We start from the raw sequence: 21,471 nt of genomic DNA on the forward strand, positions 1-21,471 counted from the left end.
CGGGCAGAATAGTGTAATAACATAGAAAAGGCCCGTCCTCAAGGGGCCTTAGCATACCATCGGTTAATATTATTATTTGGTATCCAATCTAACCATAGACTTTAGTACTTTTAATAATTGCTCTGGTGTAGTTCGCCCAGTTATTATGTACCACGTTTTTCCATTATCATAAGACCAACCAGCATCCGAACGGACACCCTCATTTGTATCAATTGCTGTAATCTGTCCATTTATTGCACCATGAACTGGATTACTTCCCTTTGGTATTGTAGCCATGACACGCTTCATGATATTAATAGCATTGTTAGTATTCTCTGCCCATACTAAGTATTCCCAGCCGTTATCTTTCCAGATAAATGCTCTTTTATTAGCAGAATACTTTACATCATACCCGTTAAATTTAGTGGCTCCCTCTGGTATTTCGAACATTTCATAGGTAGAGAAAGGCTGTTTTCGGTAACTAGGAAGAGTACCTGCTGACATTGTCATTACGTCAAAAGTAAGCATTTTTGATTCCCCATCACGCACTCTTTGGCGTGATATCTCGAATAAATAATGGTCTTTACTTACTTCAAGTTTGCTTACAAATAAAGAACCAAGCTTTCGAGAAAATTCAGATGAAGCTACATAAGAAGGAACATACACAGCAACATCTACTTTTTTTAGTTCATCAACATACTGTCTATCCCAAGTAAACGGTTCGACCTCCTCGTCTTGAATAGCCACAGCAACAGAAGCAAAACCGATAAGCAATGTAACAAAGAGCAAGATGACTTTCTTCTGCATAAAGCACCTCCTTACCTATCTTTTGTATATTGGTAAATTCTATGCGAGGTGTTTTATGAATCAAAAAGTGGATAGTCATTTGTCCAGTATTGAACTAACGGGTTTCGATAGTTCAATGAGTCAGTCTAAAACTCTATTATAAATGAACATCTGTCCGTTGATCTAAAAATGGATGCTAACAATACCAGGCCTGATCATGATTATGGCAAGCCTGGTACGATGATGACACTTAATTTTTGAATAGAATTTCGCCCACCTGTGTGGAAATGTTGAGCGTTGCATTCTCGGATTGAGCCTCACCTACATATCCATGGAGTTCTTTGGAAACAACCGATGTGGTATTTGTTGCTTTTTCAAGATTAACTTGATTATCAATATTCCCCATTTCTGTTGATAGATTTACATATAGAGGTGCTAATTGATCCGGTAGAGCGAATTCGACGTTTCCAAGGTTAGTAGATATGTTACTGCTTTCCTTGCCAATTACATCCGTTACGGTGATGTTGCCAGCATTGCTGCTCACATTTAAATGTTGGACCGACAATTCTGACTCAATGAAGATGTTGCCAACTTCATTATCTATCTCAAGGGATTTGAAGTCTTTATAAGGAAGATGGATCGTTAAGGATGGCAATGGCTCCGTATTTATGAACTTCTTTTGTTCCTGTTTAAGCATAATCTGTAATGTTCCATCTTGTATCGACGTAGTCACATTGGTATCCATTCCTTTTGAATTGCCCTTGGATAATTCCCATTCTGCTTGATTGATTTGTTTGTCTCCTATGACTTTAACTATAGCAGCGTTACTCTGAATTTTTAGGGAATGAATGTTAGTTACATCTATTTGAGAAATATCCCCATTTACTGCATTCGAGACATTCTTAATGTCCGATGTTTCTGAATTTGCAATTGTGTTCGTCGGTATAGTAGCGTTTTGCTGGGACGAACTTTGTGTACTAGTGACGGAGGATTCCTTCGTACATCCAGCGATTCCGATACTGGCAGCGGCCAGGAGAATCATTGCTAACTTCATGTTGTTGTTCAAACGTTTATCTTCCTTTCTTCTGCATATGCTAAACAGATCGTCATTTCAAATTACGTGATCCGTTTGTACATTAATCGTACAGTGGTCAGAAAGATTTGGTAACGGACTTTGGCTTGAATAAGAACTGGACTTAAGACTAGAAAGAGCCTCCGCCTTTAAACCTAGAGGCACATGATGAATCGAATCCTTGATGTTGAGAAATTAACCGTTTACTCGGTATTCTCATAGAGTTATGCTATGAATTGCAACTTGTAAGACTAGGAACGGGTGATTTTACCGCCAAAAGGACAGCTCGTATGGCAATATGATTAATCATCGTATTTCTAACGATTCCCGTTAGCAACTTTAAGCAACTTCATGAGGTTAGCCAACAGAACGTTGTCTAAAATCGGCTACTGATTAACTTAACGGCAGGTAACTATAAGCGCCATTAATAGTTCAATGGAGCAAGAAGGTTGAAGAGGAGTGGGATATTGAATGTGGAATATTTTAAATATTCCTTTTAGATTCTATGTATAGCCATTTTATTTCTAACCGCTATGTCTATTATTTATTCGATTAATAGCCTGGTTGCTTCTTCTGAAACGAAGCCATACATACCTGTTGAAACGAGAGAACTTACACTGTAAACCAGCAAAGAAATAATGATCAGTCTACTTTTGAATACGATGATGATGTTAAACGTTCATGGTCCATAAGGTATAGACCGACTTAACTATGGCTAGTAAGTACCTATTTTTTTGACAAAGTAATCGATCCAAACGGAACCATTTCTAAAGATGTTTCAGGGGTAACGCTCAGAGAAATCGAGTCGCCCTGAAACAACTCACAGAGAAAAGAAAAGGAAGTCGCGCGTATACGCCACTTCCTTTTAAATCGGGAGATCCCGCAGTGTGGTACACGCATAAAAAGGCAACATTAATTCCCCTTGCTTTTATTATAAAGTGCACAAAAAAATAATGAGTTTCGTTCAACCAACGTGATCGATAGCGTAATAAAACAGCGGCGAATCTAAGACTTTTTTTCAGGTCTTAGGTCGCTGCTGTTTTATTATTCGGGTTCAGTCTAAAACTAATTTTTCTGAGTCTGGAGATTTTTTTATCCAAGAACTACATAGAGTCAACAACTCCAGTCTATTACATTATTTTCAACGAACAGCTCTTTGCCGAAAAAATCGGCATGTGAGACTGCCCCATTTAACTCTTACTCATTCCGCCAAGCCAACGCCAGCGTCCCCATCCCAGCATGCGCCCCAATCGTGGAACTGATCGGTCCAACCAACACCTCGACATCGGAGTACTTGCTCTGAATTTTCTCTTTCAGTTCCAGCGCTTTGTCCAAGACGTTGCCATGCAAAATCTGCACGTGCTTCACGGTGTAAGTCTGCTTGGCTTTCTCCAGCTGCTCCAGCATACGCTTGATCGCTTTGCCTTCGGTACGAACCTTTTCATATACTCCAAACAGCCCATCTTTAATTTGGAAAATCGGCTTGATCTGAAGCAGATTGCCGATAAAATATTGCAAACCGGTCATTCGGCCGCCCTTGTAAAACTGGTCGAGACTGCCAACCAGGATATAGTTCTCAAACTTTTTGTATTCCTCACGCAAGGAAGCAGCAATCTCCTGATAGCCTTTTCCTTCTTTGGCTTGCTCGATTCCGTTTAAGATGATCGAGGTAATCGGGTACGACATCAGCTTGGAATCTACCGGCTCGACAGGGAAGTCTACCATCTTGGCTGCCATTACACTAGTATTGTAGGTCCCACTCAGATCAGAGGAGAGGTGGACAGCAATCGCGCATTCATACTCTTCCTTTAATCGTTCGTAGAGCGTCACAAATTTTCCTAAGGAAGGCTGTGACGTTTTGGGAGCATAACTGGCCTGCACAATTTTCTGATAAAGCTGCTCAGGCGCTAAATCAATACCGTCTTCATAAGTGCCATCTTCAAAAATAATCTCTAGCGGAACGACGTAGATGTCATGCTCTTCCATGATGTGATCAGGGATGAGTGCGGTACTGTCTGTAACCCAGGCAATTTTTTTCTTCAAGGAAACATGTCCTCCCCCATTAAAATGCGTGTTCTATCTTTACTAGCGAAAGCTTCATGGTTGTTCGTTACGGATGTTGTATAAGCAAACTCGCATATTCTATCATAATACGAAAACTGTCGTTTTTTGTCGCAAATAGAAGGAGTTTTATTGAACAAATGAGAGGAGATTAATGGGGAAGAAGGCACAGACAAGAAAAATCCCATGCTTCTTCGAGGGGAAGAGACATGGGATTTGTATCGTCTACTCAACCAACGGCTTGATTTTGGGAAACACCTTCAATGCTGTCTTGTAAAACACATCCTCGTGATATTCCGCTGGGATTAGCTCCTGTACAAATTGGATATACGGCTTCACTGGCGCCAGCGGCCAGTCTGTCCCGAACAAAAATTTGTCGTAATGATCACAATAGGTGATCGCGTGTCGCAGATGAGAGAAGAAGAGAGGGGAGTCCGCGAGTCGCTTGCAATTGGCTGCGTCACCGACCATTAAGCCGGAGAGATCTGCAAACATGTTGCGGTTTTTATAAACGACTTCTGCCCCATCGAGTACCCACGGATCGCCAAAATGGGCCATCATGAAATGAACGTCTCGATGCTTCACAGCCACCTCGTCTAGTGTGAGAGGGTGGGAGTATTTTAAGAGCCCGCGCTCCGAGTACGTATCGCCGGTGTGAAAGACGACAGGTACCTGATATTTGGCTGCGAGCGCATAGACGGGATCATAGACGCTATCGTAGGCGTAGAAGGGATAGTAGCCCAGATAGATTTTCAACCCGACCACGTTGGGCTTTTGCAGGTCAGCTTCCAAGCGTGCCACTGCCGTTTCATCCATCTTGAATGGGTTGATTCCCAGACAATAGACGAACTGTGGTGGCAACTCGTCTGTCAGGTCTAGTCCCATGGGAGTGACAGCTTCCACATCGGGAAAGCCGTCTGGCTGAGTCTCTGTCAAGCCCATGCCTATCCCAAGGACCACGCCATTCTCTGCATATTCTTGCAAGAGACCAGCGACGGAGTAATCGACAAACGACTTTTCTGCCGCTGTCCGCTTGAATTCCTCGATATGGGATAAATGCATGTGCGCATCAATGATTTTCATTAGAAGCCCTCCCTTATTTGGCAAAGCGTATCGTCCGTAAGTCAGATAAGGCATTGGAAGGAAGCGTGTTGTCGGCAAACAGGAAAAAGACAGGCGGAGTAAAGGTAGAGCTGTTGTTTGGCAGATTCAGTTCGCGTATGACAGAAGCTACGGCGACTTCCTTGTTTGCGTATACTTGGAGGTCCGCAGTATCGAGGTCAGTAACGATATGCATCTGATCGTTGCTGGAAGCTCGCCCGAGGACATAATCGGAAACTTCAAGGACATCCAATTCACCTTGTGCCAGCTTGTAGCTGAGCTCCTCACCATTCGTACCAATGGTTTTCAGCCATACCGCCTCTTCCTCGGTTCCTGGCTGCAAAAAGATGTCAGTGGCTAATTCTTTGCCAGCAAAGTACGTTCCAGTATTTTGTTCGATCTCTACTGTATGGCAGAGGACAGGTACTCCTGGTAGCAGCAAGTAATACTGATGGCAAGTCAACCCGCGATACTTCTCCTGCTTTTTCACATGGTAGCTCACCTTGATTCCCTGCCACGCATTTTGCTTGTTGTCGATTAGCTCGACAAAGGAAGCCGTCCGCTCTTCCTTAACCAGTGAAAATGCGCTTAACTCCTCCATATAGTTGCCGATTCCACCAGTCCACGGATTCCACCAAGATTTCGGCTTCCGCTCAGGGAAGGCGCTGTCCAGCCACTCCTGCCCATTGCTTGTAAGCGAGTAGAGCGTCGGAGCAAAATCTGGAGCGGCTTTGATCCGCAATCGTCCATTGTCGGCGATATAGACCTGCTGTCCTTCTTCCACTGTTTGCTCCTGTATGACCTTGCCTTGACCGATTGGGAAAATCGCGCTCTGCAAATGCGACACATGCGTGGCAAAACGTCCCTCTACTTGCACGAGGTCAAATGGTTTTTCCGGCGTCTTGAAAGAGAAGCCAGATTCCGTCTCTTCCTCATCTTCTGTAAAGCTCTGTGCTTGTTCGGAAGCTGACTCGCTCAAAAGGGATGCGATCAGTTCTCCGTCCAAATATTGTTGCTTGTATTCTTTCACCTGTACATCCAGTTCCTTGCTTGTGACAAAAGGATTTTGCCCATTAGCGCTCAACTCTAGATGAGAGCTCAAGGTCAGGTCTGCTGGCATAGGTTCTTTACGGGCAAAGGCACGGAACTCTTTCCAGTCAGCATAGCCCCCATGTGAGAAGTGGAAGGGACCAAACGATTTTTTTTCATGTGGAGCAAGCATGCCGAGATTGGTTTCGAGTGTGACATACCAGCCTTGAATATCAAAACGGTATTCAGGAGGCCAGCACATTCCCCAGGGGGCCGTTTCATCCTGTGTAAATAGCCAGTTTTCACTGACTAACTCTGCATCCCAATAATCCATATCGCTGCCATAGGAGGATGGTGTTTCAACATAACGGCCTTGATACGGCACAATCGGGCGATGAAAACTGTGACTAAATCCTTGGTTAAGCCAAAGCTCAGTAGTCAGCTTGTCAGCAGAGTGGTTTTCTATCTCCAATCCGTGTTCAACGGTACCATCTCCGAACAGGAGCGTTTTGCTAACCAGGGCAATTTGCGGGTATGCCCCGGAGCGATACGTTGCATGGATGCCGATTGCTCCCTTTTCCACGATAAACGCAACATTCTCGGCACGCTTCTTCGAGAACTCGCTAGAAAACGGTTTGCCGAGCTTGGGATAGAGGAAGTTGGTTGGCTCCCCACCTGTCCCGCCGGCAACGGTCATCTCATTATCTTCTTTGTTCAAGTAGAGCGTATGGCGGCCATGGTGAACTTGCCAAGCCTGTTCCGTTTCTCCAGACACCATCGCACCAAGTCCCGTAAAGGCAGCTCCGATTTTTTTGGCAAAAGAAACCGATCTGCCATCTGCGAGCTTTGCCTCCACCTGTACGCTGGCTTCGTAAAAGCCGTGTTCATACAGGTCAGCGTTAAGCGGAAGCGAAATGCGCTCTTTGCCAGATAGTTTCAAAGTGTGGCGTTGCTCTTGTAAGCCAAAAAAAGAACAAACGGGCAGCTCGAATGAAAATTCCGCTTCATCCGTAAAGTTGTTTTCCACGTCCAAATAAAACAGCTTTGTCTGTCCCGGATAGGAGAGGCCAGGTACATGCAAGGAAAGGGTAGCAGGAAACTTGGGAAGGATTCCTACCTCAAATAGCGCTGCCTTGCCGTTGATCAGTAGCTGGGTACAAACACGCGGATGCGTGCGCCAGATGCTTTGCTCTTCTGTGATTGGATCGACAAAAAAGGTAGCTGACAGCGTCGTTTCACCTGTTACAGCCAGCTCGTGCTGATAATCAAAGCGGATCGTGTCGCTCGGTTGCCCGTTTAACGAAATCTGTAACGGCTTGCCTGATTTGTTGACGATCCGGTAGTGAATTTGATACTCCCGTCCAAAGACCAGCTCCAGCTTTTCCGCTTCGGCAGACACGAGATAATCCTCCGTCTCGATGAGGCGCATACCTCGACCCCGCCGCTCAAACTCCACGTGCAGGCTCTTTTCTCCTTTTGCCCAGGAGTATGTGAAGTAATCAAAGCCGTTTTCCTTGCGTCCATCTGGCTCTACAACGATCTCCCGCGTGGAGTCCTGATACCAGTCAAGCTCCTCAAAATAGTGGGCGATCGCTTCGGTACGGAGCACAGAAGGAATCATGTTCATCAGATGGGTGGCGTCGTCCCGGTCTTCCCAGAAAAAGCCGAACTTCTTATACAACGGAACAGCCTTCGTGTTTCCTGCCCACGTATACAGATCAAGTCGCGGCCAGCCCAGCTCAATCGTTTTCTCCAGTGCGCATGAAAGCAGCATCCGGCCGACTTTTTTTCCATGATAGTCGGGACGTACATTGAGCAATGGGATGTAGAGGGCACCGGTATCTTCCCGATATTCGGCCAGGCTGCAATAACCAACGACCGTTTCACCTTCCATAGCGAGATAGACGGTGATAGCGTCAGAGGCTGCTTCTTCTTGTCTAATTTGTTCTGCTGTCGTAATCGAATTTCCGCCTCCCCAGCTATCTCGGCTGGCATTCCACATTTCTGCGACCGCTGCGGCCAGCTCAGGGCGGTAGGTGACAATTGAGATTGATGCTTCCATGCTTGTTAACACCTCGATTACATTGTTAAATTATGTATCTTCTAAGAGTTGTACGTTTGATCGACAGAATTGTTGCTAGTTTTCGGAAAAAGAATCAGCGCATGTGCAAAAAAAGCACCTTATTCAGGTGCTTTTTAACGCATTCAGGTTCTCGTTCTCGTTTTTACTGCGAGTCCACTAAACGTAACAGGCCCAACAACATCAGCTCTGGTATTTGCCGTTCGGTTTTCTGCGGTTACTGTGTAAATATGGGTACCAGCTCTTACATTTCGATCGATTGCCTGAAAGGTGACAGCATAGTTTTGTTCAGAACCAGTAGATTCAATACCTTGGAGGGTGTTGAAAATCTCTCTACCATCACGAAATATACGGAAGAGGATTTGCGCAATACCGGTAATCCCCCGAACACCAACCGTAGCAACTAATTCAACACGATTCGGTTGGGAATTCCTAGATGGGATTCTGATTCGGATAGTGGCGAGGCGAGACCTTCCTGGCGCGCGTCTGATGGTAAAGGAATTTGCCAAGTTGAATCGACGGCGTGGCTGAACGGCTGCTTTATCTAGAATACGTACCAATAATATCACCCCCTTTTTACTTTGATACCTCAAATTATGTTGGACAATGGGGGAGTGATTGGACGAGTTCACGATACTATTCACAATTAAGTCATCTATCTTTGTTTGGGTAAACAATAGAAAAGGGATGTAAAATTAAGGTAACGATAAGGTGCCCTTTAGAAGCCATTAAGCTTAGCTCGATACAATCAGGCATGAGGTGATAGTCATGGAGCTAAAAGAGAACCGCGTCCGAATTATCGATGGCTTGCGGGGATTTAGTTTAGTAGGGATTTTGATGGCGAATATGCTGATTTTCCAGTATGGGATTTGGGGAAGCCAAGAAATGGATTTATACGCCCTCCCCGATTATGAAATGACAGCTTATAAGCTTGTGAAAATATTTGTGGAAGGCAGCTTTATGCCGATTTTTACCTTCATGTTTGGTTTTGGCATGATCAAGATGCAGCAAAGCTTGGCCGCCAAAGGTTTGAAGCAAAAACGCTACCTTGCCCGCAGATTTTTGATGCTGATCGGACTTGGTCTCCTTCATTCGTACTTCCTGTGGGAAGGGGATATCTTGGGGTTTTATGGCATGATGGGCTTCTTTCTGTTGCTGTTCATGAACCGTAAACCGAAAACTCTGCTCATTTGGGGGATTGTCTTACTCTGCCTCATCAGCTTAATGGGGCTTGCTCCAGATGATCCGAATGATCCTACGAGTATTACCGATTCTGCCCGTATGGAAGCTTATGTCGTCAAAACCATGACCGTCTATGGCACGGGCACATACGAGGAAATCGTACATCACAGAAGCAGTGAAGATCCGCTTGGTTTGCCAGAATACATGATGGTTGCTTTATTGTTGATGGCGCCGCTTATGAGCGCACCCATGTTCCTTTTTGGGATGTATGCTGCGAAGCGCAGGTGGTTCGAGAAGCCAGAGGAAGAACGAACCTCGTATCTCCGAAACATGCTGATCTTCTTGCCAGCGGGACTTTTGTTAAAAGTGCTGCATGTGTATCTGCCGGGAACTTGGTGGAGTGGCGTCGGTGAGATATCGGGGGGGACCATCCTTGCCATCGGTTACATTTTCGCCTTTGTTTGGTTCTTTTCCAGAAGTACGAAATCAACTTGGTTGCCAAGATTTCAAGCCGTGGGTAAACTCTCCTTAACGAATTACCTTTTGCAAACCGTCATTTGTACGACGATCTTCTATGGCTATGGACTCGGATGGTTCGGAAAGATCGGGGTATTGGCTGGCTGCGGATTAGCGATTGTGATTTATGTGGGACAGCTGTTCATAAGCCCATTGTATCTAAAGCGGTTCCGTTATGGCCCAGTGGAACGACTACTGCGGATGTGGACGAATTTTTCAATCTCCGGCCAGACAAAGCAACGCCCGGAAAAACCTATTTCTGCTTAGCACCAGAAAATAAAAACCAAGCAGCTGCTCTATGGGCTACTTGGTTTTTTGTTTGATTGTTGGCCTCTAAAAATATGAATCCTCTGATCGGTCTCCATCATATAATGTAAACGATTGGAAAAAGATGATCAGATGGGTCATCGTAAAGAACGGAGGATGGGAATTGGGACGTTTTCCAAGAGCAGTAACGAGTCTTGTTTTCTTTAGCCTCTTTTGCTTGATCTTCCAAGCATCCATATTCGTGCCTGTAAGCCAAGCAGCAAGTGAAGAGGAAACACCTGCCGCGGTAGAATCCACTGTAGATCATCGTCACTTACAAGGAAAAGTCAATGAAATTAACGCCGAGAATTTAATCCAGGAAAAATTTACGCCCGACAGCTGGAGCAAGCTGGTGTATGCGTTGGATGCTGCAAAAGCCGTACTGACGAAGCCAAACACCACCCAAGCAGAAATCGATGGTGCCTTGTCCGTGTTAGTCCTAGCAAGAGAAGGGCTGAAGAAGCAGGAAGGTACAATCGACAAGAGTAAACTGCAAACGAAAGTAGAGGAAATTGCAGTGGAAAAGCTGCAAGAAAAAGATTACACGAGGGACAGTTGGAAAGAGTTGCAGAATCGACTAGGGAATGCTTACTTTGTGCTGGATGATCCGCATGCGAGCCAGCTTGTCGTAGATGTTGCCCTGGAGAAACTGATCAAAGCGAGACAAGATTTGAAGAGACAAGATGACGCTGTCTATAAAAGAGAGCTGAGGGCCAAAGCGAGAGAGATCGAGGACAAAGACTTGGATGAAGACGACTACACCAGATCGAGCTGGCGCAAATTGGAGGATGCGCTTGAACAAGCGTGGGATGTCATTGACGATCCACATGCTACGCAGTCTGAAGTAGATGACGCTCTGTACGATTTGAGAAAAGCATGGAGAAATCTAGAGGATGATGATCGAGACAGAGACCGGGATCGGGATAAAGATAGTAGAAAGGGTTCCTATACCACGCCGACAACCATCTTTTTCACTGGTGGTAGCCCTGCAGATAAGAAAGTGGTTCTCCCTGCAACCAATATAAAAAGTAAGAGCCAACGTGGCTATATGAATGGCTATCCTGACGGAACGTTTCAACCGGATCGTACAGTGACACGTGCGGAGATGGCTGCCATTTTACTGAACGCTGGAATGGTGAGCCAGTCTTCTGCGAATAAGGGAAGGTTCTTCGATGTAGCCGACAACTACTGGGCAGTAAATTCGATTCATCAAGCAAGTGCATCGGGTATGATGAGCGGCTACCCAGATGGCACATTCCGTCCATCGGCCAACATTACCCGAGCGGAAATAGCCGCGGTCATCTATAAGTACAAGGCCTTGCAAGGTGCGGGAGGGGGCACTGCCTTTTTTGATGTGAGGGGAGATCACTGGTCATCTCCAATCATTGCAGCGGTTGTTGCCAAAGGCTACATGACAGGTTATCCCGACGGCACCTTCCAGCCAGAGAAAGCGCTGACTCGTGCCGAAGCTGTAACCATTCTCAATCGCGTGCTGAATCGCGTGCCGCAGAACCAAGCTGGCCTGCAAAGATGGCCGGATGTTGCACCTGGTTATTGGGCGTATAAAGAAATTGAAGAAGCATCCGTTCAATAACGATTTCGAAAAAGGACTCACCCTCCTGTAAAATAAGAGGGTGAGTTTTTTATCACTCGTGCCGTAAAACCCCTTGCTTTAGCTATGGGGATATAAAGCACTTTGCTCTGAATCCCCCGCCTTTAGGCATGGGGAGTGTCAAGTCTGCTGCTCATGGTCATATTTGCTCCGCTAACAATGCGTCTGTATTTGACCAAACCGAATCGATAACTTGCGGATTCATTGCGAAAGCGTCGACGATAATGTCGATGCTTTTTATGTATAGTGAAAATGGTTGCATTTTCTATTCTTTTCTATCATTCGGTTATCTCTTCCAGAAAAATGTGGTATAATCTACCACTAAGATAGAATGGCATAAAATCATTCAGCTTAGAATCGAGAGGAGAAAGTTTCATGAAACTAAACAAACGCTGGAGCAAGCTGACTCGCTGGGCGGGTACAGGTGCACTCAGTTTGGCGCTTTTGCTCGGGTATGTGCTTCCAGTCCACGGGCAGACACCCGCAGCTCTCCCAATCAGCCCTTGGTCGGTAACAACGCTGAACGAAGGGGAGAAATACGGAATTTTTCCGTTGGAGTGGTATCAAGAGAGTTCTTTTCAGCAATCCATTCCTGCTGACAAATTTATTACCTTGATGGAGGGGACAGCGAAAAAGCTGGATCTTCTGGGAATGAAGAAAAAGAACGCTTCCTTATCCTTTCCGACTGATAAGGTCATTACGAGAGAAGCAGTCATTACTTCTTTATACAAACTCTTGGCGAACTACGAACTGCCAGCAGCATTCGAAATGACCGGGGATAACCCGATTGATTATATGAAGAAAAAAGGCTTGGTCAAAGGGACAAGCGCTGGTCTCGAGCTGAATCAGCCAAGCACGGTTGAACAAGCAACGGTGATGGCCAGCCGACTGGTCGAGTTCGTATACGATACGGGGGGCGGCGGTGCCGAAGGTCTCATGTGGAAAGTGACCAACGGCAAAAACACCATGTACTTGCTTGGCTCGATTCACATGGGGATCGCAGATATGTACCCGATGCAAAAAGACATCCGGGAAGCGTATGAAGAGTCGGATGAACTGTGGGTGGAAGCCGATATTATCAACGGTGACACTGATTATATGACACAAAAAATGGTATACACCGATGGCACGACACTGAAGGATCATGTATCCGCTGAGACGTATCAAAAGGTGCAAAAATTGCTTGCAAAGCTGCAACTGCCAGCCAATTCTTTTGACGTTTACAAGCCGTTTGCTGTTTCCTTGTCTGTGCCAACGCTTGGCTACGTGGACGGCGAAACGGATCTTCAGTTCGCAATGCTATCCGGCATCGACAGGTACTTCCTGACGAAGGCGATGCTGGATGAGAAGCCGATCAACGAGCTGGAAGGTATTAAGCTGCAAGCGGACTTGCTGTCAGGTGTTCCTGCAGAGCAGCAGGAGAAAGAATTGAACATCATGTTAGATAGTGTTATGGCCGAAAAAGGGCTGGAAGAAAGCACAAAACTCTTAAAAGACATGCAGACAGAATGGGTAGAAGGCGATCTGAATGGATTTACCCAAATCATGACGACGCATGGCGATTTCGGTGAAGGCGAAGTGAATCAGCGTCTGCTCGGTGAGCGAGACAAAAACATGGCTATTAAACTCGCAGAAGTGTTGGAGAAAAAAGGGGAAACGACTTCTTTTGTCGTGGTCGGTGCTGCCCACTTCTCGATGAAAGGCATGGTTATCGATCACTTGAGGGCAAAAGGCTATGACGTGCAGCAATTGAAATAAGAGAGAGAAAAGGAAGTGTCGGCGCAGGCTGGCACTTCCTTTCCTTGTTTTCCCGAAAAATTGCTTACCCAGACAAGTGTTGCTAACATTATCCAGCGGATAGTAAAATTATACTATCTAGGCATACATAGGAGGTATTTTGCGTGGGCTTGTTTGATATGTTTAAGACAGACAAAGGGGAAGAAATGACCCCTCATTTTGGATTCGCATGCTCCTTGCTCTACATGATGAAATCGGATGGAGAAATGGACCACGAGGAAATCGGTCAATTGCTCGCTGTATTAGGCGGTGAAGAAAGCAACGGCGTGATTGGTGTAGGTGCTAATAACAGACAGTTGCTCGAAAACGCAATGAAATATACACGCAATAACTCTATCGAGAAATTCCTGGGCGAAGTAACTCCATTGCTCACGGATGCTCAAAAAATGTGCATCCTGGTTAACCTGATCGATTCCTCCCTGGCAGATGGCCAACCTGAGCGTGAAGAGCAAGAGCTGTTTGGCAAGTTCTTGACTGCATTTGGTATTTCGGAAGATCGTTTCCGTCCATTCTTTGAAGTAATCGTGTTGAAAAATGACCGTGGTGTGTTCGTGAATCAAAACCATCCTAAGAACCAACCAGGTTACAGAGTGACGCTTCCTGTTTAATCTTTGATACGAATGTAAAGAGGCTGTCCCAAAAGTCATGAACAATGACTGAGGGACAGCCTTTTCATTTGATTTCTTACTAAAATGTAAGAGAGAGGGCGAAATCGTTAGATAGGAGTCATTCATTTGCATGAGAGTCTCGTCTATAATCCAGACATAAATCATTTTCAAGGAGATGTTCAGATGAAAAAAATAATAGGATTCGTGTTGGTTATCGCTCTTTTTGTAGGCATAGGGTTTGGCGTAAAACGATATGTAGAAGGTCCATCGCAACCGGTCAATGGAGTTCTCGTTATCGGCACAGAGAAAGATACGAATAAGGTCAAAGAGTTGTATAAAGATAACACCAAACAAACAAGCGACTACAAACTGAAATTGGTTACAACAACAAAAATCACGAAATTGACAGAGCAAGATCAGAAGGAAACGGGTCAAGAATTTGATAGCCGAGATATTAAGTATTCGGTTGTGAATCGATCTACAGCTGAGCAATTCGTCAAGAAGGGGATTCTCAGAGCCAGACAAGATCCAAGAAGCACGTCTATTATTTCAGACCCTGTTACCAGCATCAAAGAATTATCGAATGGTCAAAATCTGTTTTACTCTATAAGTGATGCAGACATGAAGAATAACCAAATCGATTTGAACGGTCAGATGGTACCTGTAGCGTATGTGAACCATCAAATGTGGATTGGGTATATACCACAAGCGGATCTTGTTATTGTTGACGACAAAACTTACAACCAATTAACTGAAGCAGAGTCAACGCTCTCCTTGATCCAGTTTGGAAATGGCGGCTTCGATTATAAGAATAAAGATAACGTGAACCAGGTCTTACAGGAAATCGGGAACGTTTATGCAGATAGCGAAAACAAAGTAAATTTTGTAGATGTACAAGATTGAGTTTGAGTGATGAGAGGATGAGCTGTATGGAAGTTGTACGGATGGAAAACGTAGTAAAAAGTTATGGGGAAGGCAACAACAGGGTAGATGCGTTAAAAGGGATTGACCTTTCTATTCAGCAAGGAGAGTTTGTCTCAATCGTAGGTGTTTCCGGCTCTGGAAAAAGTACACTGCTGCATATTTTAGGAGGGTTGGATCGGCCAAGTTCAGGGCAAGTATTTATTGGGGACCATAATCTTTATGATTATACAGATGATGAGCTTTCGATATTCAGAAGAAGAAAAGTCGGGTTTATTTTTCAGTTCTTTAATTTGATTCCCGTATTGAATGTCCAGGAAAATATCGCGTTGCCCATGTTATTGGACGACGAACCGATCGATATGACGTATTTGGATGAAATTATTGAAATCCTGGGGCTCCATGAACGAAAAGACCACTTGCCTTCCGAACTATCGGGCGGCCAACAGCAACGAGTTTCCATCGGCAGGGCCTTAATTAATCGGCCGCATTTGATTCTGGCAGATGAACCCACAGGTAATTTGGATACGCGAAATACGAAGGAAGTCATGGATTTATTAAGATTGACTGCAAAAAAATACAATCAAACCATCGTATTGATTACGCACGATCTTACTATTGCATCGGCTTCTGACCGTGTTATTACGATAGAAGACGGTGCGATCATTTCAGATCAACGGCTTGCTGCGAATTAGCCAAAAGACTGGAGGTGAATGATTTTGATCAGCAGTTATAAACAATTAAGCAGCAAGTATTTAAAAGGGAATATAAAACGAACCATTTTGACCTTGGTCGGAATCATACTCTCTGTAGCGTTAATTTCCACGATCGGCCTTTTTATGAAAGGATCACAAATCTCCCAAATTGAGAACATTAAAAAGATAAACGGGCATTCTTTTCATGTCGGTATTTCCAATTACGATAATGCGTTATTAAATAAAATCAAATATAATCCCCAGATTGAATCGTTTGGTTTGATGTCTCAAGGCAACATTGTTCCAGTTGGAGAAGTTTCGGTGCAAATGAATTTCGCCGATCATCGCGCCTTGGAGTTTTTAACGTACAGCCTCGCTGATGGTAAATTACCAACCAATGATCAGGAAGCAGTTGTTGATTCATGGGTGCTTCCTTCTATAAAAAATCGTCTTCAGATCGGCGACTCATTTGAATTGGATGGTAAAACCTATCAACTGGTTGGGTTGCTGGATAATCGCGCGTTCACTCAGAAGAATAAAGAGGGCCGTTTCTTAACCTATAAACGTGATTTCGCTATTGGCGAAGGCAGGATTTTACTCGAAATAAACGAGAAAGCGGACTTTCAAGAGGTTGTAGAGGAAATAAAATCACTTACGCAAGACGAGAATATTGTGATCAATGACGAATTGATCAAAGTTTTGAAACCGGGATCGAACCAATCGATTTTTGCCATGCTCGTCATCGTCGTCAGTATTGTTGTGATCGCGACGGTTGTTGTGATTTACAATGCTTTTCAAATCAGCGTTGTAGAGCGGATGAAGCAATTCGGCTTGCTCCGAAGCATCGGTGCTACACGAAAGCAAATTAGACAAATCGTGATGAGAGAAGCAGCAGTGATGGCTGTCATCGCCATACCGATTGGGCTAGTATGCAGCATATTAGCGGTTGCTGCTCTCCAATTCATCTTCTCGATCCTTTTAGAAGATAGTGCAGGTGTTTCTTTTTTTCATATCGATTGGCAGATTTTATTCATCAGTTCGATCATTACCCTGACCGCCGTATTAGGGTCCAGTTATTACCCGGCTTTTTTTGCTGGCAGAATATCCCCTTTGCTGGCAATCAGCAGCAGGTTATCCATTAAGAAAGAGGCGATCAAAAAACATAACAAAGACGTGTTGAAAAAGCCTTTCTCTTTTCCTTTGAGCCTGGCCTTGAAAAATGTCAAAAGAAATAAAAATCGGTATTCCATTACGATTCTATCCATCATTATATCCAGCGTATTGTTTATTACTTTCTCGTCTTTGATGGATATCGCCTTTGCATCCAAGTATGTGAAAGATTTATCCGCTACATCGGATCTGACCATCTATCTGGAACAGGATAAAGAGGATTCTTCCGTAGAAAGACAGCAAATTTTGGAGCGATTGAAGTCGCTTGAAAATATATCCGAAGTGAAGGAACAGGACTACCGTTTTGAAATCAATTTGAAGGATGCAACTCAGTCTTCTGCTACTGTTGCTGACATCAAGCAGACTGTCGGAATCAAACACTCCATTACTATTGCGAATCACATGGATGAGAATAAAGTAAAGAGGGATTCTGAGCTGGTAATAAAAGTGCTGGTCTATAGTTTCATTGCGGTCATTTCTTTGATTGGCAGTCTCAATATCCTCAATACGATTACGATCAGCATTATCATCAGGCGAAAAGAATTGGCTGCGTTAAAATCCATAGGCATGTCACAAAGGGATTTGAAAAAAATGATCATCTATGAAGCGCTGATTTACGGTTTTTCGGGAAGTTTGCAAGGGATCTTTTTCGGTTGTATACTTTCTTATATTATCTATTTGGCTGTTTCTGGTATCGTGAGGATCGAATGGATGATCCCCTATGAAGCTTGTATCATTACATTTGTTTCCGCTTTGTTCATCAGTTTTTTAGCGGTTCTAATCCCACTGAGAAAAATTCAAAAAGATAATATTATCGATATTATCAGGGAACAATAATAAAAAACGGTCATGACTGTTTTGCTGACCGCAAGCGGTCACACCCACTTTTTATGAAAAGCGTTGAGACGTTTTTCACAGAAAAAGGCCTGGCTATTTGATAGTCGGGCTATTCGGATTGGTCAAAAGGAGGGGACTTCTTGAATAAAATTTTGCTTGTTGAAGATGATGAAGCTCTCGGTCTAGCCATCGAATTTTCATTGAAGAATGAAGGCTATGAGGTGGTCAGAGCCTCTTGCGTAAAAGAAGCGAAACACGAGTTTGATCATCATACTTTTGATTTGACTATCCTCGATATTGGCCTTCCAGATGGAAACGGCTATGATTTATGTCTGCATTTCAAAAAACAAAAAGAGTCAGCGGTTATTATTTTCTTAACCGCGCTGGATGAAGAAGCAAATGTGGTAATGGGTCTGGATATTGGTGGGGACGATTATATAACGAAACCTTTTCGAGTCAAGGAACTCATGTCCAGAGTGAAAGTGCAAATGCGCAAACAAAGGCGGTCGGAAACTTCTCCCATGATCTTAGCGTCTGAGAATGTAAAAATCGATACGAACCTAATCAAGGCTTATAAAAATCATGAAAATATTCCATTAACGAATCTAGAATATAAGCTTCTGCTAACTTTCATGATGAACCCTCATAAAGCTCTAAAAAGAGATGAGATCCTCATGAAAGTATCGGAAGGAGAAGATGCTTTTTTTGATGAAAACACGTTATCTGTATACATTAAGCGTTTAAGAGACAAAGTTGAAGATGACCCCAAGAATCCACAGTTTATCGTCACCCAAAGAGGATTGGGTTATCGGTGGAATAAGGATGTGAACAGAGAGTAAGATGATGAAGAATACCGAATGGAAAGGGTATATAACGATACTGGCTGTTCTGTTATCTCTATTTACCATTTACCAGTTTATTGCACATCAAATGTTTTATGATGATTTGAAACGCGATTACATTTCAAGCTGGGGTGAAATTACTGCTAGATTGGTTGAACTAAATCCCGAGAATGAAGCAGAAATTATGAAAGTCATAACGATGCACACTTCTGATTCAAGTGAGTATCAGGAAAAAGGAAGAGAGATATTTAGGCAGTACGGATTATATGAAGATTTGGAAACAGAGCTTTTTCCGCTTTTAAATCAACATATTTTCAGCCATAATCAATTTATTATTTGGGGATTGCTTTGTTTCGGATTGATGCTGTTTGGGGTAAGTTATATGCAGCATAAGTTGGTCTTCCATAAAATTAGACAACTTACTTCCGCAGCCAAAAAAATAATCGATGGGGATTACTCGGTTGTCATCAACGAAAATAAAGAAGGGGATCTCGCCAAACTAGCGGCTTCCTTTCGTTCTATGAAAGATATTATTAGAAAAAGCATGCAGGATCTACTGGAAGAGAAAGAGTTTTTAGGACAAATGCTGCAAGATATCTCCCATCAATTAAAAACGCCTCTTTCCACAATATCCATCTACAATGAAATGATGTTGAATACAGAGTTGCCCAGACAGCAGCAAGTTCAACTACTGCAAAACAATGAAGTTCAAATCTCGAGAATGAATGTCTTGATTCAAAATTTGCTAAAGGTAGCGAAAATCGACGCCAGAGCCATATCATTTGATAAAGAACCAGCAAATTTGGTGGAGACCATCGAGGAAGTATTGGATCGTTTGGCGAGCATGATCAGTGATAAACATATTTCGATTGACTGGGATGCCCCGGAGGAAATAATCGTTGTTCACGATAAACTATGGATGCAGGAAGCTTTGTTAAACCTGCTGAAGAATGCGATCGAGCATTCCAAACCTGATAGTAAAATCATGATTCAAGTCAAAGATACGCCGATCTTTACAGAATTGGTGATTCAAGACTTTGGGGAAGGAATTGCAACTGAGGAATTGCCGCATATTTTCGATCGATTTTACAAAGCAAGAGGTTCAAAGAAGCATGACTCGTCAGGGATTGGATTGGCGCTGGTCAAAGCCATTATCGAAGCACATCATGCCTTGATTAAAGTGGAGAGTGAGAGAAGTAGCTATACAAAATTTACGATTACCTTTATAAAATTTTAGGGACAGAAGAAATAAAATTGTTCCTTATGCGTAACGATGACTTCTGAATTTCACAGGGGTCATCTTTTTTATTGACCTGATGAGGAGATCCTCAAAAGAGCAATACAGAAGAAATGTCGCCGCTTTGATTGTGCTACGATCTGCTTAGGAAAAAAATGAAAGGTGGGACCCCCATGCGGAGTCAAATTTCCAAAACACGTCTGTGGATTGCACGGATTATGAGCGGACTTGTCATTCTTTTTATGCTTTTTGACGGCGTATTCAAACTCATCCAGCCTGCTCCTGTCGTAGAGGGAACTCTCGTACTCGGCTATGCGGAGCATCACATTGGCGTGATTGGAATTCTCGCCCTTGTATCAACGGTGTTGTATGCGATACCACGGACAGCAGTTTTGGGTGCACTTCTGTTAACTGGATTTTTCGGTGGGGTCATCGCTACCCAGATCCGTGTAGACGCGCCACTCTTTTCCCATACGTTGTTTGCTGTCTACCTCGCAATTTTGATGTGGGGCGGATTGTGGCTGCGGGATGAGCGAGTGCGAAAACTGTTTATTTAGTGCAAAGCTGTAGCCACATCATCGGCTACAGCTTTTTCCATAATGCTATTTAGTTATAACCGTGAGTCTCCGGTATTCGTTGGGCAACAACCCGGTGCTTTTGCGAAACAGCTGGGAGAAGCGACTGGAGTTATGGTAGCCCACGATATACGCAATCTGATTAATGTGTAAATCGGTGCTCGTAAGCAGTTGCTCGGCGTGATTCATTCGCTTGTTTTGGATATATGCGGTGATGGTGCATTGGTTCGCTTGCTTAAAGGTGTATTTCAGCTTGGTGAGTCCCATGCAGGCGATCCGGGCGAGGTGCTCCAAGTGTATTTCGGATGCGAAGTGATCGTCAATGTAGGCGGTCACAGCTGTCAGGCCGTCCAAGTCCTGTTGGGATATGCTTTTGGTTGGATGCGTTTTTTTGTGTGCTTTGGCTTTCTCCACGATCAGTGATACTGCTTCTGCGACTTTTCCCTCGTAGTACAGCTTTGCGGCAATTCCCGTTCCCCGAAAATTCCGTATCTGTCGGAGCACGAAAACAAGCTCCGCGAAATTCGTCATCCCATCTACCGTAATAAAGGACGAGCGCAGATCCTTATACTCTACTGGATATTTGCTTTTCAAATAATCCTCATAATACTCCGGCATGATTTCAATAGCCGTAGAGCGAATCGGAATGTTTTTGCGATAGCTGGCCCGATACAAATTGTTATAGCCGATATGGACGCGGATGCAGCCGCATGACAATCGTTTATATGGGTTGAATTCTTCGCCAGAGACGGAATCGTAATAATTGAAGCTCAGGTACTTGGGTTGCTGGAACTCCAGAAACAAATCCTCGTAAAAGACGAAATCTTGGATCGAAATCGAAAACAGGTTGTCACGGGTATAAGTCCAGTAGCGCCCCTGCCCTTTCTCTGGCAAAACAGAAAAGCAAACACCCTCGCGACTGTATGGACCGTGGTCGTCGTCACGATAAAAGCCGCATTGCATTAAACACGGCGTATGCAGTTCCGTCAAAATATCTTTCATTATAGTCACCACCCATGCCGTGATCGGACGAAAACATACTTCGAAAAGACGTATGTCTACCTG

At 44.0% G+C, this 21,471-nt stretch carries 17 protein-coding genes; 10 read left to right on the forward strand and 7 right to left on the reverse strand.

The features are described 5' to 3' along the window. Positions 1–72: 72 nt before the first annotated feature. From HPY27_RS18220 to HPY27_RS18245, 6 genes are all read right to left on the reverse strand, one after another. The gene (locus HPY27_RS18220) at positions 73–786 is read right to left on the reverse strand and encodes a hypothetical protein (protein ID WP_017250819.1); all 714 of its coding nucleotides are present in this window, start codon (positions 784–786) and stop codon (positions 73–75) included. A 229-nt stretch (positions 787–1,015) separates the two neighbouring features. Further along, positions 1,016–1,831, reverse strand: coding sequence for a DUF4097 family beta strand repeat-containing protein (locus tag HPY27_RS18225; RefSeq protein ID WP_174225636.1), 816 nt, complete (start codon positions 1,829–1,831; stop codon positions 1,016–1,018). Between the two features lie 1,203 nt (positions 1,832–3,034). Further along, the gene (locus HPY27_RS18230) at positions 3,035–3,880 is read right to left on the reverse strand and encodes a DegV family protein (RefSeq protein ID WP_017250821.1); all 846 of its coding nucleotides are present in this window, start codon (positions 3,878–3,880) and stop codon (positions 3,035–3,037) included. A 243-nt stretch (positions 3,881–4,123) separates the two neighbouring features. Then, positions 4,124–4,981 (reverse strand): amidohydrolase family protein, encoded by an 858-nt coding sequence (locus HPY27_RS18235; RefSeq protein ID WP_017250822.1) that lies wholly within the window; start codon positions 4,979–4,981, stop codon positions 4,124–4,126. A 13-nt stretch (positions 4,982–4,994) separates the two neighbouring features. After that, positions 4,995–8,090: a GNAT family N-acetyltransferase gene (locus HPY27_RS18240; RefSeq protein ID WP_174225637.1), complete on the reverse strand. Its 3,096-nt coding sequence runs from the start codon at positions 8,088–8,090 to the stop codon at positions 4,995–4,997. Between the two features lie 143 nt (positions 8,091–8,233). After that, the gene (locus HPY27_RS18245) at positions 8,234–8,668 is read right to left on the reverse strand and encodes an exosporium protein C (RefSeq protein WP_174225638.1); all 435 of its coding nucleotides are present in this window, start codon (positions 8,666–8,668) and stop codon (positions 8,234–8,236) included. A 208-nt stretch (positions 8,669–8,876) separates the two neighbouring features. Between HPY27_RS18245 and HPY27_RS18250 the strand changes: the two genes are divergently transcribed. The 10 genes from HPY27_RS18250 (at position 8,877) to HPY27_RS18295 (ending at position 20,388) form a co-directional block, all read left to right on the forward strand. Continuing rightward, complete coding sequence (locus HPY27_RS18250; protein ID WP_174225639.1) at positions 8,877–10,073, forward strand: DUF418 domain-containing protein; 1,197 nt, start codon at positions 8,877–8,879, stop codon at positions 10,071–10,073. Positions 10,074–10,236: 163 nt separating this feature from the next. Beyond that, a complete protein-coding gene (locus tag HPY27_RS18255) occupies positions 10,237–11,706 on the forward strand; it encodes an S-layer homology domain-containing protein (RefSeq protein WP_254612934.1) in 1,470 nt (489 codons plus the stop codon). Positions 11,707–12,099: 393 nt separating this feature from the next. After that, positions 12,100–13,482 (forward strand): TraB/GumN family protein, encoded by a 1,383-nt coding sequence (locus HPY27_RS18260; RefSeq protein WP_173624209.1) that lies wholly within the window; start codon positions 12,100–12,102, stop codon positions 13,480–13,482. Between the two features lie 143 nt (positions 13,483–13,625). Continuing rightward, a complete protein-coding gene (locus HPY27_RS18265) occupies positions 13,626–14,129 on the forward strand; it encodes a tellurite resistance TerB family protein (RefSeq protein ID WP_017250830.1) in 504 nt (167 codons plus the stop codon). 183 nt (positions 14,130–14,312) lie between these two features. Beyond that, a complete protein-coding gene (locus HPY27_RS18270) occupies positions 14,313–15,032 on the forward strand; it encodes a lipoprotein BA_5634 family protein (protein WP_174225641.1) in 720 nt (239 codons plus the stop codon). A 26-nt stretch (positions 15,033–15,058) separates the two neighbouring features. Further along, positions 15,059–15,745, forward strand: a complete 687-nt coding sequence (locus HPY27_RS18275; RefSeq protein WP_017250832.1) for an ABC transporter ATP-binding protein — start codon at positions 15,059–15,061, stop codon at positions 15,743–15,745. Positions 15,746–15,769: 24 nt separating this feature from the next. Further along, the gene (locus HPY27_RS18280; RefSeq protein WP_174225642.1) at positions 15,770–17,752 is read left to right on the forward strand and encodes an ABC transporter permease; all 1,983 of its coding nucleotides are present in this window, start codon (positions 15,770–15,772) and stop codon (positions 17,750–17,752) included. Between the two features lie 140 nt (positions 17,753–17,892). Beyond that, on the forward strand, positions 17,893–18,591 hold the full coding sequence (locus HPY27_RS18285) for a response regulator transcription factor (RefSeq protein ID WP_174225643.1): 699 nt from the start codon (positions 17,893–17,895) through the stop codon (positions 18,589–18,591). A gap of 4 nt (positions 18,592–18,595) precedes the next feature. Then, complete coding sequence (locus HPY27_RS18290) at positions 18,596–19,831, forward strand: HAMP domain-containing sensor histidine kinase (RefSeq protein ID WP_174225760.1); 1,236 nt, start codon at positions 18,596–18,598, stop codon at positions 19,829–19,831. Positions 19,832–20,004: 173 nt separating this feature from the next. Beyond that, on the forward strand, positions 20,005–20,388 hold the full coding sequence (locus HPY27_RS18295; RefSeq protein WP_106832870.1) for a DoxX family protein: 384 nt from the start codon (positions 20,005–20,007) through the stop codon (positions 20,386–20,388). A 45-nt stretch (positions 20,389–20,433) separates the two neighbouring features. Here the strand turns inward: HPY27_RS18295 and HPY27_RS18300 are convergent, their stop codons facing one another. Then, complete coding sequence (locus HPY27_RS18300; protein WP_174225644.1) at positions 20,434–21,408, reverse strand: helix-turn-helix domain-containing protein; 975 nt, start codon at positions 21,406–21,408, stop codon at positions 20,434–20,436. Between the last annotated feature and the right edge of the window lie 63 nt (positions 21,409–21,471).

The sequence above is a fragment of the Brevibacillus sp. HB1.1 genome, from assembly GCF_013332445.1.
Taxonomy (GTDB): Bacteria; Bacillota; Bacilli; order Brevibacillales; family Brevibacillaceae; genus Brevibacillus; species Brevibacillus porteri.